Source organism: Corynebacterium sp. p3-SID1761, assembly GCF_055862885.1.
Genome location: NZ_JBSQBJ010000015.1, coordinates 35,551 through 49,888, shown reverse-complemented (window position 1 = coordinate 49,888; position 14,338 = coordinate 35,551). Strand labels below are relative to the sequence as shown.

Annotated in this window: 16 protein-coding genes and 1 pseudogene; 10 read left to right on the top strand and 7 right to left on the bottom strand. The window is 55.9% G+C overall.

Translation table 11 applies throughout. From position 1 onward, the window contains the following. Window positions 1-1,022: TIGR00730 family Rossman fold protein (locus ACWXWJ_RS08060; protein WP_473964081.1), on the top strand; the 1,022-nt coding region annotated here is incomplete at its 5' end. 66 nt (window positions 1,023-1,088) lie between these two features. Here the strand turns inward: ACWXWJ_RS08060 and ACWXWJ_RS08055 are convergent. Together ACWXWJ_RS08055 and ACWXWJ_RS08050 are read right to left on the bottom strand one after the other, a co-directional pair. Continuing rightward, entirely contained in the window at window positions 1,089-1,691 is a 603-nt protein-coding gene (locus tag ACWXWJ_RS08055) for a DJ-1/PfpI family protein (RefSeq protein ID WP_293791716.1), read from the bottom strand. Continuing rightward, window positions 1,684-2,688: an NAD(P)/FAD-dependent oxidoreductase gene (locus tag ACWXWJ_RS08050; protein ID WP_293791715.1), complete on the bottom strand. Its 1,005-nt coding sequence runs from the start codon at window positions 2,686-2,688 to the stop codon at window positions 1,684-1,686. Before ACWXWJ_RS08050 ends, ACWXWJ_RS08055 begins: the two co-directional genes overlap by 8 nt. A 48-nt stretch (window positions 2,689-2,736) precedes the next feature. Here ACWXWJ_RS08050 and ACWXWJ_RS08045 point away from each other — a divergent pair, with 48 nt between their 5' ends. The 4 genes from ACWXWJ_RS08045 (at window position 2,737) to ACWXWJ_RS08030 (ending at window position 5,117) form a co-directional block, all read left to right on the top strand. Next, window positions 2,737-3,240, top strand: a complete 504-nt coding sequence (locus ACWXWJ_RS08045) for an FBP domain-containing protein (protein WP_473964080.1) — start codon at window positions 2,737-2,739, stop codon at window positions 3,238-3,240. Window positions 3,241-3,400: 160 nt separating this feature from the next. Continuing rightward, entirely contained in the window at window positions 3,401-3,691 is a 291-nt protein-coding gene (locus ACWXWJ_RS08040) for a hypothetical protein (RefSeq protein WP_293791712.1), read from the top strand. A 223-nt stretch (window positions 3,692-3,914) separates the two neighbouring features. Further along, a complete protein-coding gene (locus ACWXWJ_RS08035; protein ID WP_293791711.1) occupies window positions 3,915-4,505 on the top strand; it encodes a hypothetical protein in 591 nt (196 codons plus the stop codon). Window positions 4,506-4,766: 261 nt separating this feature from the next. Beyond that, window positions 4,767-5,117: a transglycosylase family protein gene (locus ACWXWJ_RS08030; protein WP_293791710.1), complete on the top strand. Its 351-nt coding sequence runs from the start codon at window positions 4,767-4,769 to the stop codon at window positions 5,115-5,117. Window positions 5,118-5,145: 28 nt separating this feature from the next. Here ACWXWJ_RS08030 and ACWXWJ_RS08025 read toward each other — a convergent pair whose 3' ends face one another. Next, a complete protein-coding gene (locus ACWXWJ_RS08025) occupies window positions 5,146-5,913 on the bottom strand; it encodes a PaaI family thioesterase (protein ID WP_293791709.1) in 768 nt (255 codons plus the stop codon). Window positions 5,914-6,198: 285 nt separating this feature from the next. Here ACWXWJ_RS08025 and ACWXWJ_RS08020 point away from each other — a divergent pair. From ACWXWJ_RS08020 to ACWXWJ_RS08010, 3 genes and pseudogenes are all read left to right on the top strand, one after another. Beyond that, a pseudogene (locus ACWXWJ_RS08020) lies at window positions 6,199-6,846 on the top strand (HNH endonuclease family protein); the annotation flags it as partial. A gap of 156 nt (window positions 6,847-7,002) precedes the next feature. Further along, on the top strand, window positions 7,003-8,166 hold the full coding sequence (locus ACWXWJ_RS08015; protein WP_473964079.1) for a cystathionine gamma-synthase: 1,164 nt from the start codon (window positions 7,003-7,005) through the stop codon (window positions 8,164-8,166). Between the two features lie 12 nt (window positions 8,167-8,178). Beyond that, window positions 8,179-8,604: a hypothetical protein gene (locus ACWXWJ_RS08010; RefSeq protein ID WP_473964078.1), complete on the top strand. Its 426-nt coding sequence runs from the start codon at window positions 8,179-8,181 to the stop codon at window positions 8,602-8,604. A gap of 9 nt (window positions 8,605-8,613) precedes the next feature. Here ACWXWJ_RS08010 and ACWXWJ_RS08005 read toward each other — a convergent pair whose 3' ends face one another. Next, window positions 8,614-9,618, bottom strand: a complete 1,005-nt coding sequence (locus tag ACWXWJ_RS08005) for a flagellar basal body-associated FliL family protein (protein ID WP_293791704.1) — start codon at window positions 9,616-9,618, stop codon at window positions 8,614-8,616. Between the two features lie 156 nt (window positions 9,619-9,774). Beyond that, a complete protein-coding gene (locus tag ACWXWJ_RS08000; protein ID WP_473964077.1) occupies window positions 9,775-10,782 on the bottom strand; it encodes a hypothetical protein in 1,008 nt (335 codons plus the stop codon). A gap of 146 nt (window positions 10,783-10,928) precedes the next feature. Here ACWXWJ_RS08000 and ACWXWJ_RS07995 point away from each other — a divergent pair, with 146 nt between their 5' ends. Next, on the top strand, window positions 10,929-11,705 hold the full coding sequence (locus ACWXWJ_RS07995) for an SDR family oxidoreductase (RefSeq protein WP_473964076.1): 777 nt from the start codon (window positions 10,929-10,931) through the stop codon (window positions 11,703-11,705). Window positions 11,706-11,732: 27 nt separating this feature from the next. Here the strand turns inward: ACWXWJ_RS07995 and ACWXWJ_RS07990 are convergent, their stop codons facing one another. Then, entirely contained in the window at window positions 11,733-12,050 is a 318-nt protein-coding gene (locus ACWXWJ_RS07990; RefSeq protein WP_448307946.1) for a YbjQ family protein, read from the bottom strand. A 277-nt stretch (window positions 12,051-12,327) separates the two neighbouring features. Here ACWXWJ_RS07990 and dcm point away from each other — a divergent pair, with 277 nt between their 5' ends. Further along, entirely contained in the window at window positions 12,328-13,575 is a 1,248-nt protein-coding gene (gene dcm / locus ACWXWJ_RS07985; protein WP_448307947.1) for a DNA (cytosine-5-)-methyltransferase, read from the top strand. On the opposite strand, the gene ACWXWJ_RS07980 is transcribed toward dcm, so the two are convergent. Further along, entirely contained in the window at window positions 13,555-14,325 is a 771-nt protein-coding gene (locus tag ACWXWJ_RS07980; protein ID WP_448307948.1) for an Eco47II family restriction endonuclease, read from the bottom strand. The genes dcm and ACWXWJ_RS07980 overlap by 21 nt on opposite strands. Window positions 14,326-14,338 lie beyond the last annotated feature (13 nt).

The following is a 14,338-nucleotide window of genomic DNA, read 5'->3' as shown; positions in this document are numbered from 1 at the left end:
TGCGGACACACTTTTCTTTACTTAACCCGTTGATTCGAACAGATTGTCCTAAACTTGCACGCATGCCTTCTTCTGATATTCATGTCAGCGCTGTTGTAGTGAGAAATTCGCGAGGAGAAGTTCTATGCGTGCGTAAGAAGGGCACTGCGTTATTTCAATTTCCGGGTGGCAAGCTCGAGTTTGCGGAGTCCTCGCTTGATGCGGTGATACGGGAAGTCAATGAAGAGCTGGGGATTTCGCTTGATGCTGCTCTCTTGGTTCCGATGGGAACATACCGTGCAGTTGCGGCTAACGAAGCCGGTAGCGATGTTGTTGCCGATCTTTTTTACTATTCAGATTCGGTAGAGCCCGTGGCAGCTGCAGAAATTGCTGAGTGTGCATGGGTAAACCCGTCTGTGTCGAACGTTAAACTGGCACCGCTTCTGAAGGATGAAGTGTTTCCGGAGTTGATTGCTAATCCTGTGCGTTCTGTAGCCGTATTTACAGGGGCGAGCAGTGGTCGCAACCATACCAATGCAATTCTTGCTGAAGCCCTAGGGGCGGGTCTAGCTGAGCAGGGCGTACGGATGATTTATGGCGGCGGCAGAGTCGGCCTTATGGGTGCTGTGGCGGATGCTTGTCTGGCTAACGGTGGCTGTGTAATCGGTGTGATGCCCCAGAATCTTGTCGATGGCGAACTTGCACATCCGGGTCTTTCGCACTTTGAGATTGTTGACACGCTGTATCAGCGTAAGCAACGGATGAGTGACCTGGTTGATGCCTATGTGTGTTTGCCTGGTGGCGCTGGAACGTTAGACGAATTTTTTGATGCGTGGACAGCTCAGCAACTCGGGCTTCATCGCAAGCCCATTGCCCTTTTTGGTTCAAGTTTCTGGGCGCCTACGGTATCGATGCTCAAGCATATGGCAGACGAGGGATTTATTCGTCAAGATGATGTCGACACGCTTATTGTTGCCGACACCGTTGATGAACTTCTCGTCGCGCTCAATTCTTGGGCTGCGCCGTGCCCCAAGTGGAATTAGTTTCTAAATTGTATTGCAGTAGGTACCGAGTAAAGCGATCTTTGTTGGCGTTTGTTGGGTTGAACGTTATACCGTGAACGGGTCGTGCTCGGGGTCGCTGTTAACTTGAATCTCTAGGTCATGGGCGATCTTCTCCGCAAGTGGAGCGCCGAAGAAGTGGGAGACGAAGGCGACGGCCATATCTATACCCGCTGCCACACCGGACGACGTCCAGCGATCTCGGTCGTGTACCCACCGGGCAGAGTTTTTCCAGTCGATGTCCTTGCCGAAAGACGTGGCCCAATCAAACGCAAGTTTATTGCTGGTGGCGGCGTATCCCTCCAGCAAACCAGCTGCGGCTAAAACAGCTGAACCCGTGCATATGGAACAGACAAGCGAGGTGCAGCTCGCCATTTTGTAGATGCGGGCCAGGAAATCCGCATTCTTGACGAGCGCTCGCGTTCCCTGACCACCGGGGACCATAACGGTGTCGCACACGAGGGAATCGAAGGTTGTGTCGGGGAGAATCTTCACACCTTGGGAGCTGGCTACAGGTTCTCCATCCGCGGATACAAACTTCACTTGAAGGCCAGGAACCTTGGAGAAAATCTCGGCAGGGCCGAAGACATCCAGCAGCTCAAATCCGTCGAAAACAATAAACGCTACCTGTTGTGGTTGTTCGTTATCCATGAGCCTGCCCTTGAATCTGCTGTAGCTCTTCGTCCAATAAGGACTGATCGATCGCAATTGCGGTGGCCACACCTGTGCCCATCGCCTGAGAAACTTGGTCGGGAGAGCTGGTGACATTGCCGGCTGTCCATAGTCCGGCTTTAGAGGTCTTGCCATTGGGGTGTCTAACTACCCAGCCGTTTTCGGATTCACAGTCAGCTGCTCGCAGCAGTTGATCGTTTGGATGGAAATCCGGGCCGGTGAAGCACGCCTCGAAGGCGCGGGTTGCTGAGGCGGAGTCGCCAGCTTCGTTGGGATCGGTGGTGCTCACCAGCACTCCCGTTTTCGATTCTGGGTCGGGCTGCACGCGGGAGACGGGGGCGTCCATAAGAACAACACCGCGCTTTTCGAACAGTGCGCGATCAGCTTCGCTAAGGGAAAGGCCGTTAGTGAAAAACGTGACGCGATCGGTCCACTTGCGCAACAAGTGCACCATGCGCGTCGTGAACCCGAGATTCCTTCCGCCGATGACGGCAAGGTTGCGCCCTCGGACCTCGTATCCGTGGCAATAGGGGCAGTGGAAAACTCGTGATCCCCAAAGCTCACTGAGTCCCGGGACGTCCGGCAGTTCGTCGGTAATGCCCGTCGCCATGAGTACTTGTCGAGCCGAAAACTGTCGTCCCTCAGCCGTAGTGGCCGTCCATGCGTTGCCTGTTTGCTCGAGAGAGGTGACCTCATCTTGGGTTACTTCACCGCCGAAAGTCATGAATTCGCTGCGCCCTTGGTCTAGTAGCTCCATTGGGTTAGCCCCGTCACGGCCCATAATGCCGTGAGAGTGGGCGCTGAAGCGGTTACGCGGTTTTCCGTTGTCGATGATTCGTACGGTTCGCTGAGCTCGGGCGAGGGTAACACCCGCCGCAGTGCCCGCAAACCCTCCGCCGATGATGAGTACGTCGAGTGGTTCAGTTATATCGCGTGTTATGATCTGCTCCCTTCGAGTATTGTTACACCTGGTCATCGTACCTGCATGTTTGGTGCAATTTGCGCGACGGAAAGGTGGAGTATCGTGCAGCCCTACTCTGAAAAGGCGATTCGGAAGAGCTTTATCAACTGCTCTAAGGGTGCCGCTGCGCGCATCAACATTCCGGCACACGTTCTGGGAGCGGACTGGGGGAGCCAGGTGTTTGTCAGCTGGACTGACCCCAAGGCGCCCCAGCGGGCATACCTCGTCGCGGAGACCGCGCAGGGTTTGCAGGGCCTCACCATGGAGATCCGTAAGGCCCCGGCAAGCGGCGGCGCACGTATGTGCCAGATTTGCCGCACGCTGCACCCCTCGAGTGGCGCCTCGCTGATGTCGATTACTACTACGAAGTCTGCACAGGATAACTACGGAAGCATCGGCACATACATGTGTAGTGACTTGGCGTGTGTGGATTATATCCGAGGGGCGAAAACTCCGGACGGAACCACGCAGATGACGGAGACGCTAACGGTGGAGGAAAAGGAAGAACGCGCACTCACCAACGTTCGTAGCCTTATCACCAGTGTGGAAAAACGCCTGAAGAAGTAATCCGGTGACCAGCGCGCACTGCTTCTAATCAATATTTAATGAAAACGTATTGACAACGCAGCAGGTGGAGTGCAGTATAGAAAGCGTCGAAGCAACCTACTGGCCCGCCTAACCCTAGGGAATTGGCTCCATGGTTGCCCTCAAATAAAAGGAGTTCATAATGAGCTGCACCACCCACGCCGACCACGATCACAAGCACGGACCGAACTGCGGCCACGTTGCCGTTCCGCACGAGGATCACGTTGATTACGTACACGATGGTCACCTGCACCGCGAGCACGATGGCCACTACGACGAGTGCGAGACCTCCGAGCACCACGTCCACGAGGGGCACGACCACCAGCACGGCCCTAACTGTGGCCACGTTGCCGTTCCGCACGGTGACCACGTCGACTACATCCACGACGGCCACCGCCACGCTCAGCACGGCGACCACTGGGACGATCACTAAACCAACCCCTCGTAGCAATGTTCGTTGTTGCGTAGTGAGATAGCGGCCGCACAAGTATCTACGGCACTTGCTGTATCTACTGTGTGGTCGCTTTTTCTTTGTGACGCCCAGCCTCCCCGGCCGTGCATAGTCCTTTGAGCCTTCACGGTGATAAAGGACGTGACTACCCAATAGTCACTCGGGTAACATTGGCCACCTAAATCGCCGGTGAAAGGAGTGTCGGGTGACCTACCCGCAAGGAAACGACGATCAGACGCGCATGTTCAACACGCAAGGCAACGGTGGCTATGGCGGTAACTATGACCGGGGCTATAGCAATCAGAACTACAGTAACCCGAACTACAGCAACCCGAACTACTACAACCAACCACAGCAAGATCCTCGCGAGGGGCTACTAGCCGGTCGTTACGACGGCAAGAAGGTTGCGATGAACCTCATCGTTCTTGCCGTGCTGGCTGCCGCGGTCACCTTTGCTGCGGTGTTCATCGTGGACCTTTTGGTGGGCTTTATCCCAGGTGAAGCGTCTTCGGGCGTAGGTCCCGCCGTACTGACTGGCGTGATTGCGGGCGTCATCGGTGTACTTGCCGGACTGCTGTACATTCCAGTTTCCGGCACAGGTAACGAGCATCTCTTTGGCATGGCGGTGATCGCGCTAGCCGCCGTTGCTGCGATTGCGTGGGTGTTGGCCGGTGGCTTGCTCAGCGGTGATTGGGGGACGTTGGTCACGCTGACAGGCATTGTCTGCACCGCAGCCATTGCCTATGTGGTGCCGACACGCATCGAGTCGGCAGCGGTGTACGGGCCGCGTCGCTAAAAGCCCTCGAGCAGTGAACTACAACCCCCGGGATGTCCCGGGGTTTCGTCGTGAACAGGGGCGGAAAGCCAGGTTTCGGGCAAATGCAGGATGATGGTGCAGATTGATAAGGAGTACCTGAGTATTCGTTATCAATTCGAGATTTTTTGCTGATTTAGGGCTTTTTCGTTTGACGTACCCCCGGGGAGGGTGCGTAAGTTAGCGACCTCAGTGGCAGATTGCCTCTAAACGAAAATCCCCTAAAAAGGAGTGTTCGACTACATGAAGAAGTCCGCGAAGACCGCTTTTGCCCGTATCGGTATGGCCGCAGGCCTGATTGCCGCCCCGGCTGCCGCAGCTGCAGCCGCTGCTCCGGCTGCAGAAGCCGCTCCTGTCAGCGCCTGGGATCAGGTCGCGCAGTGCGAGTCCGGCGGCAACTGGAAGATCAACACGGGCAACGGCTACTACGGTGGACTGCAGTTCAACGCACAGACCTGGGCTGGCTTCGGCGGAACGAAGTACGCACCGACGGCTAACCAGGCCACGAAGGCACAGCAGATCGAGATTGCCGAGAAGGTGCTGGCCAAGCAGGGTGCCGGCGCATGGCCCAACTGCGGCAAAGTGCTGGGATAACCAGCGACATGCCTGACCTGGGCGGGCGCTAAGCGTCCAGGTATTTTTCGGGAATATCCAGAGCCACCAAGTCCTCCCGGGACTTGGTGGATTTTTCTAGCGCAACCTTAACGACATGGCGCATCTGCTCCTCCGGGTCGGGGATGCGCCTCTGCTCGGACATGAGGACAGTCAGGATCTCCGGCTGATCCTTGAAGCAGTGCCACACTACGGCGTTGGCCAGCGATTCCAGCACCAAGCCCCGTGGCTGCAGAGCCTGCTTGGGGCGCTCGGCGCGCTTTCCGCCACCGCGAGGGCGCACGTGAAGGTCTTGTTGGCCGATACCAACGACGGAGCCATCTGTGTTGTAGATGATCGAGGTGTATGGCACATTGCAGTAACCATCTTCTTCGACGGTGGCGATAATCCAGTTGATCAGTTCGGGGCTGAGTTCTACGTCCATGTATGCCCCGCTGCGGCCTGGCTTGAGGAATTGGAAGGTGCCGGTGCGCGTCCACGCCTCATATTCGGTGCCAAGGCGGCGGGCGATAAGGGTGCCGAACAGCACGTCGGTCATGGAAAATAGCGTGCCGCCGAATGCTGCTCCGTGCATGTTCGCGTTCCACCAGCGTAGGTTCAGCACGATGCGTGCGAAGGACCAGTCGTCCGAGACGCGTGTCATCTTAATGCCGGAAAACAGCAGTGGTGGCCAGAGGTTCATCATTCGCCGCATGCGGTTCGGCTTCTTTGTCATCTTGTTGACGAAGCCCGGAACTGCTTTCATCTGTGCTTGGTAAATCTTCTTAAGTGGTTTCATGATGCGTTTATGCTACCGCGCCCGGTCACGGTGGGCAGGTATAAAAGTATTCTCTTTTTGTGACGCCACTACGTTCGCGCCGGGTCGCACGCGTGTTCGAAATTATAGGCGGATGCCAAACGGGTCTGTCTGGAGCGATTGCTAGCGTGATGAACCATGAGCAATAGGTTGAGTGGCGTCGGATTGGCGCTGATTGCGGGAGTGAGCCTGCTGCTAGGCAGTTGTGCAGAGGGAGCGGAGTTTCTAGAGGGCGCAAGTTCGGCGTCACAAACTTCGCACGCTCCCATAGAACAACCTGCCGAAACGGTGACAGCCGAGCCGGAGCAGCCGCAACAACCGCAAGAGCCGACACAATCAGAGCAACCGGTCACGCCCGAACGGTCGCTTCACCAGCAGAACATGCTCGACCTTCTGGAGACGTTGGCGGTGAAGGGACGTGCGCCGAAGACGGGTTATAGTCGCGACCAATTTGGCCAGCGCTGGAAGGATATCGACCGTAATGGTTGTGATCAGCGCAACGATATTCTTGCCCGCGACCTCACCAATGTGGAAGCTCCGAAGGGTTGCCGGGTGCAAAGTGGGGACTTGCAGGATCCCTACACCGGCCAGCTGATTCATTTTGTCCGTGGGCAGAACACCAGCCAGGCGGTGCAGATCGACCATGTGGTGGCGCTTGCCGATGCGTGGCAGAAAGGAGCGCAGCAGCTCACGCCGGAACGGCGCGAGGAATTCGCCAATGATCCGTTGAACCTGCTGGCCGTGGACGGGCCGTCCAATATGCAAAAAGGCGCTGGTGATGCCGCCACGTGGCTGCCGAAAAACAAGGGATTCCGCTGCACTTATGTCTCTACCCAGGTGCGGGTAAAAGCGGAGTATCAGCTGTGGGTCACCCCGGCGGAAAAGGAGGCTATTCAGCGCGAACTGGGGCGTTGCTAATAGAGCGCGGGCATCGCGACTGTGAGTTTCGATCTATCCATTATTGCCGCTAACTAGACTGCTTGGTCTATACTTGTTGAAACATTGCGCGCTGAATCGTCAGACGCAGCGCCACCTAAGCACTGACAAGCGATAGTTCGAAGAGGAGTTTCCATGGCCCACAACACAGATGCCATCCATGCAGGGTACGAGCCCGACGAGTTCATGGGCTCCATCAATATCCCGATCTACGCATCCACCACCTTCGCCCAGAACGCGCCGAATAACCTGCGCGGCGGATACGAGTACGGACGAGTAGCTAATCCAACCGTGGACTCGCTTGCCCGTACCATCGCAGCCCTTGAGGGCGGGGAGTTCGGCCGGGTGTATGCCTCTGGCATGGCCGCAACTGATCACCTTTTGCGGGTTTTGCTACGCCCCGGCGATCACTTGATTATGGGACACGACGCCTACGGTGGCACATACCGCCTGATTGCGACCGCTTTCAAGGACTGGAACGTGGACTTCACCGTAGTGGACACCACCGACGCAGAGGCAGTGCGCACCGCGCTGACCCCGCAGACGAAGCTGGTGTGGTTGGAGACTCCGACGAACCCGCTGCTCGCTGTGTCCGACATCACCGCCATCGCCGATGTTCTCGCCGATGAATATGGCGGCGACGCCCCCACACGCCCGAAGCTGATCGTGGATAATACCTTCTTTAGCCCCTACCTGCAGCGACCTCTAGACCTGGGGGCGGACGTGGTGCTGCACTCGACCACAAAGTACATTGGCGGACACTCCGATGTGGTGGGTGGCGCGATTGTAAGCAATGACGCGAAACTGGATGAAGATCTGGAGTTCCTGCTCGGTGGAGCCGGCCCCATCGCCTCGCCTTTCGATGCCTATCTCAATGCCCGTGGTTTGAAAACCTTGGGTGTTCGCATGGATCGTCACTGTTCGAATGCACAGTCCATTGCGGAGTACCTCGACGAACGCGCGGAGATAGCGACCGTTTTGTACCCTGGCCTGCCACAGCATCCGGGTCATGAGGTGGCCAAGCGCCAGTCCACGGGTAAGGGATTCGGCGGAATGATCTCCGTTCGTTTCCACTCGGAGGAGGCAGCGTTGAAGTTCTGCCAGTCCACCAAGTTGATCTGCCTGGCTGAGTCGCTGGGCGGAGTGGAATCTCTGTTGGAACACCCGGCGACTATGACTCACCAATCGGTGGCAGGGTCGCAGCTGGAGGTTCCCCGCGACCTGGTTCGCATCTCCATCGGTATTGAAGATCTGGAGGATCTGCTCGCAGATATCGCACAGGCTCTGGAGCAGCTCTAAACTATTGGACTTATGAGGATCCTTTCTTCTTCCAAGTCCCTAACCGCACTAGTCACCGCAAGCACCATCACCCTCGGCGCGGTCAGCGTCGCCGGCGCTGCCCCGGCGCAAGCGATCGCACCGTCGGAGGGCAGGGGTTCCAGCACCGCCCCGATTACTCAGCCGGTCGACCCGGATCACAACCCCACAAATCCGCAGGCAACCAACGAAGGTTCGTTGGCCAGCAGTGTGGAGTCGGCGAACCCGGGCGCAGAATGGCTGCTGAAGACCTTCCCCCTGGGTAGCACTGACCCGGCAGGTTCTTTGGGCAAAGAAGCGCCGCCGATCGCAGGCATCCTAGCCTGGGTCGGCGGCATCGTTGGCGCAGCTGCGCTGGGTGCTGCAGCGGTTGGCGGCTACCAGTACGCCGTGCAGCAGGGCTGGATCAAGCCACTCTAAGAAGTCTTATCACTTCTTGTACCCCAGCTGCTCCATCAGCTGCTCGGCTTCTTCGGTGTCGCCACCGAAGAGTTCAGACTCCATGGTGATGTGCTTGTCCTTATTGATGACAAAGACATAAATCTTGGCGGTTTCTTCGATGTAACCCGCGAATGCGTTCGGGTCATCGTTGATAATTGTCGCATTGTGGTCTTTGAGATCCTTTGCCTGCTGATTGGCGTACTCCGTGTCATCAACGAAGTCCACCGACCAATAAGCCCAAGGGCTGTCCTTTACGCCCTTACACTTCGAGCCCTTAACCTCGCGGTTGGACTTGGAGCTGTAGTCGTAGCGCAGGTTGAAAGTGCCAGTCTCGCACTTGTTGATCAGGTCGTTGATCTTTGTAGGCATTGCGCCCTTGTACGGCTCGGTGAGAGAATCGTCCGGGCCACCAATGTCGCCGCGTTGTGCCACAGTCGACGTAGCGGCACTGGAGCTGCTTGACGAGCTACTGGAAGAACTGCTGGTCTCCTCGGCGCCGTTTTCCTCAGAACTTGTCTCCGAACCCGGATCTTCCTCAGCGGTTGTGGTCTCGGATTCCTGTGCGCTGGTGTTTTCATCGCTAGAACCGTCATCCTTGGTCACGAAGAAGTAGCCACCTACTGCTAGGCCGATGACAAGGACGAGCGCAGCGATGATGCCAACGACCTTTCCGCCGCCTCCGCCGCCACTCGGGGTCTGGCCATAGGCGGTGGGCTGACTACCGGCAAAAGGATTCTGCCCCGGCTGGCCGGAAAAGCCGGGCGCAGCTTGGTTGCCTTGGTTACCCGGGGTGCCTTGTGAGCCGTAACCGTTCTGAGAAACGGGCTGGCCATAGCTACCGGGTTGGCCTGGCTGTTGGCTCTGTGGCTGTGCTTGGTTTTGGTTCCACTGGGTCGTCTCATTCGACGCGTTGGAACCGTTGCCGAAGGGGTTAAAGTCGCCATTGTTCTCACCCGGATTGGGGGTGTTACCGAAAGGGTTATTGTTCGTCATGTGGGTTAAATCCTTTAGACCTCATAGAAACGTATCAACCTTGTGGTCGCGCCTTTTTCAGCGCGTTCAGTAGTCGAATGCGTTTGGCTGCGTGCGATGTTCCGCGCTGGCGAACATCAGAGAGATAGGGGTAAACAACGGGGGTACGCGGAAGCGTTAGTTCTTCTTGTAGCCCAGTTCCGTCAGGACCTTTTCCAAATCGTCCTTCTTCTTCAGGGGCATCTTGGTCTCCATGACGATTCCCTTGTCCTTGTTGATGACGAAGACAATCGGCGAGATATCGCTTTCCAAGTATCCCGCGAAGTTATTCGGGTCATCGGACCAGATTTGCGCATCGTGGTTCTTCAGGTAGTCGATCTCATTCTTTGCGAACTTGGGATCGTTGACGAAGTCGACGAGCTTGAATTCCCAAGCGGTGTACCAAACGCCGTTGCACCGCATTCCGTCGACCTTGCGGTTGTTCTCTCGTGCAAGCTCAAAGCTTCCGGATTTGCAGTCTTGAACCATGTCCTTCATCTTCGCGGGCATCGCATCGGCGTACTTCTTCAGCATCGAATCATCCGGCCCGCCGATATCGCCACGCTTTGCCGGTTCTTTTGTGGAAGACGTCGAGGACTCAGAAGACTCAGAGGAAGACGACTCACTGCTGGACTCGGAAGAGCTGGAGGACGTCTCCTCGCCGGTGTCTTCTGACGAACTGGAGGTTTCAGACTTCGCGGTGTTTGAGTCGTCGCCACCATCGTCCTTATTCAGGAAGAAGTAGCCACCGATGACGAGACCGATGACGAGAAGTGCGGCGACGATGATGCCGATGATCTTGCCGCTGTTCCCATTGCCGCCGTTTCCACCGGAGTTATTTGGCTGGCCATAAGCGCCATAGGGCTGAGAGTTGAAAGGATTCTGAGCCTGCTGACCTGGCTGACCCTGTTGGCCATAGTTTGGCTGACCATATGACTGTTGGCCCGGCTGACCCTGTTGCCCATAACCCTGCTGGCCGTAGCCTTGCTGACCATACGGCTGTTGGCCTTGGTTCTGTGCTCCCGGGTACTGCTGTCCACCCTGAGGCTGCTGACCAAATGGGTTCTGGTTCGAGTTTTGGCCAGGGTTGTTCTGGGGGTTGTTGCCGGGATCCGGGAAGCCCCCGCCATTGTAATTGTTAGACATGGCAGATCCTTAGGGTTAATTAAACGCTACTTATTACCCAAGAGGTTAATGCATAGGTTAGAAACCCGCATTGCGTTGAATGAATCCCTAACACCCGTTATGGAATAACGCTTTCCCGGACTTTTCTAGCAGCTACATTGGAGCCTATGACCACTAACAATGCAGCATCCACGATCACCCCACCGTCTCACACTCGCATCGCTGTCGTGACCGGAGCCAGCGCAGGAATTGGCGAAGCTACTGCGAAGCTTTTAGCTGCAGATGGTTGGTACGTCATTCTGGCGGCTCGTCGCCTAGAAAAGCTCGAGGAAGTTGCGCAAGGCATCGCTCAGGAGGGCGGCAAGGCAACGCCTCTTGCGCTCGATGTGACGGATAAGGCGTCAATAGATAATTTCACCGCCGCCCTGGCTGAGCTGACGGGCTCCAAGCTGGATCTGCTGGTCAACAACGCGGGTGGCGCTCGCGGACTAGATCCGGTTCTCGAAGCTGACCTGGCGGATTGGCGCTGGATGTTTGAGGCGAATGTGATGGGCACGCTGGAGGTTACCCGTGCGCTTTTCGATCAGTTGAAAGTCGCAGAGGCGCCGCAGGTGGTCAATGTTGTTTCCGTTGCAGGTCGCGGCGCATATCGCGGTGGTGCGGGCTACAATGCCGCCAAGTTCGGACAAACTGCGCTGACCGACGTAATGCGCATGGAGTTCGCCGAAACGGGTGTGCGTGTGTGCCAAGTCGATCCGGGGCGGGTTGCCACGGACTTCAGTCTGAATCGCTTTAAGGGAGACGCCGAGCGAGCCGCAGAGGTATACGCCGACAAAATAAACTTGCAGGCCGAAGACATCGGCGAGGCTATTCGTTGGATTGCGGATCGTCCCCGCCACATGGACGTCGAATCGATTATGATCCGCCCGCTCGACCAGGTGTAAGCCCGGCTCGCACCGGGTTAAACGTCCTTACTGAAAAGTGACGGCAGTGCCGGTTGCGCTGACCATCACCATGCCACCCTGCCCCAGGGTTTCGTAGTCCACATCCACACCGACGATGCCGTGCGCGCCCATCTCCAGGGCGCGATCCACCATTTCCTTCAACGCGGTCTCGCGAGCCTGCAGGATCTCGCCCTCGTAGCTGGAGGAACGGCCACCGGTGAGGTTGCGGAAGCCCGCGCCGATGTCCTTGAACATGTTGATGCCGGCAACGGTCTCGCCCGAAACGATGCGCAGGTACTGGGCGATGCGGTGCCCCTCGACGGAGTTAGTGGTGGTGACGATCATGGTGTGTTGACCTTTCTGCGATTCTCTCTTAGTGGCTCTGTCCTCGTGACGCCCACATTTCCGCGGGCGCGCCTATGCCACCGACTATAGAGGACTGTGGTGGCGTTACGCTCTCAAAAACGTCACTTGGTGGTGGGGTGTTTTGTGAAGTAGCGACTCAGGGCGCGATTGGTCGATAGGTGATAGGGAATTTTCTGACGTCGACATTTGCTCGAAGGAATGTTGTTTGACTAGGGTTATGGTAACCATTGCATAGGTGAGGATGGGCAGACAGAGAATGAGCTTGATCCAGATTTCGGAAGCTGCAGCCAAGTTGGATGTGTCGGTGGACACCATTCGACGCTGGGAGAAAAAAGGCCTAGTGAAGGCTTATCGGAATGCCCGCGGACAACGAGAGTTCGACTTCGATGAGATCGAGCTACTGGCTAAGAAACTAAGTGGGGAATCTACTGGTCGGGGTTTTCAGGTCTTTAGGAATAGCCCTACTGGTCGAACTGCGATTGACCTTTTCGCTGGTGCTGGCGGTACGGCGTTAGGGCTAGAGAACGCCGGTTTTGAGCACGTCCTGGTAAACGAAATTGATAAGTGGGCGGCGAGCACCTTGCGGGTTAATCGACCGAATTGGAATGTCGTCGAGGGGGATGTTCACGAGCTCACTTTTGCAGATGAGTTTCCCGATCTCGACCTCGTAGAGGGAGGTTTCCCTTGCCAGGCATTCAGTTATGCAGGAAACAAGAAAGGGTTTGCTGACACACGCGGCACGCTTTTCCATGAGTTTGCGCGGGTTGTGGATGAAACACGACCTAAGGTAGCTATGGGTGAGAATGTTCGAGGACTTCTCCGACACGACAATGGGCGAACCTTGGAAACAATGATCGGGATCCTGCAAAACTTGGGCTACAAGGTGGCATACAAATTGTTGCGTGCCCAGTACCTAGATGTTGCGCAAAAGCGCGAACGGCTCATTTTGCTTGCGGTACGTGGCGATCTCGATATGCCGATACTTTTTCCGAAAGAAAAGAACTACACGCTTTCCCTTCGGGAAGTAATCTTTGATGTGCCAGCAGGGCCTGGGATGGAATACAACGACTGGAAATATGAGGTCATGGCACGAGTTCCGGAAGGCGGGAACTGGCGTGATCTTCCTGATGCTGTCCAGCGGTCTTATATGAAGGCTAGTTACTTTTTGGGAGGCGGTAAGACCGGGATGGCGCGCAGACTTTCCTGGGATGAGCCTTCTCTGACACTGACCTGTAATCCAGCTCAAAAGCAGACAGAGCGGTGCCACCCGACAGAAACTCGACCTCTGAATGTCCGTGAGTATGCCCGCATCCAGTCATTTCCTGACGAGTGGGATTTCCAAGGAAGCGTTTCGCAACAGTATAAGCAAATCGGGAACGCTGTACCGGTAAATTTGGCTTATCATGTTGGCGTAGGAATTCAAGCAATGCTCGATGGCCGAATTCCCGAAGGGTATGAAGAAGTGCAGCCTGTAGGAAAAGTTTTAACGACCGTCACCAATTAGAGCGGAACGAGCTGGAAGGCTCTGCTTAATAGACTGGTCGATATAAACATTCGTAATGAGGTTCGTTTTATCGATACCGCTTTCCTTGGATTCATCCATAATTTTTCCAAATACTTTTGGTAACGCATGAAGTAGCTGATTGAGAGCATCTGGTTCACCGGTAACAAGATGGTAAGCGGTAGTGCCATCCATGCATCGGACATAGGGAAGGGGACTTCGTCCGGACACCTTCCATGGACGATCGTATGCTTCTTGGGTCTTTGGAACGATTTGGATTAGGTAGGCAACGCACTGAGAACTGCCGCCACGCGAGTTAACCGCGTCTTTTAGTTTGTCCCATGTTTTTGCCTCATCAGATGCTTTGATGGTGTTGTAACGCATTTTCACTTCCGCTACAACATTGCGGTCGCCGGCAAGAGTGACCTTGTCATTTGAGTAAATGTCAAAAACTCCGCCATTGGCGCCGGAATCTGTCCATCCAGCGACTTCACCAAGAATGGCTTGATGGAAATTACCAATCGCGTTCTGCAGAGTTTTCACAACGGAGACATCGTCGGCAATGCGAATGACGTCTTTGTAAGGTAGATCTAGGAAGGAGCTCAGCGCGATAACGAGGGTAGGGTCTGTCTGAAGGTTTTTCTTTTGTTTTGCCTTCACACGCTTAATTATGCCCGCGAAACTCTTACGGGCAATGGTTTCTACCTGCTCTTCTGAAATCCAATCAATAGTCCAGCTAGCGGAATCTGTCACAACTACCTCCGAT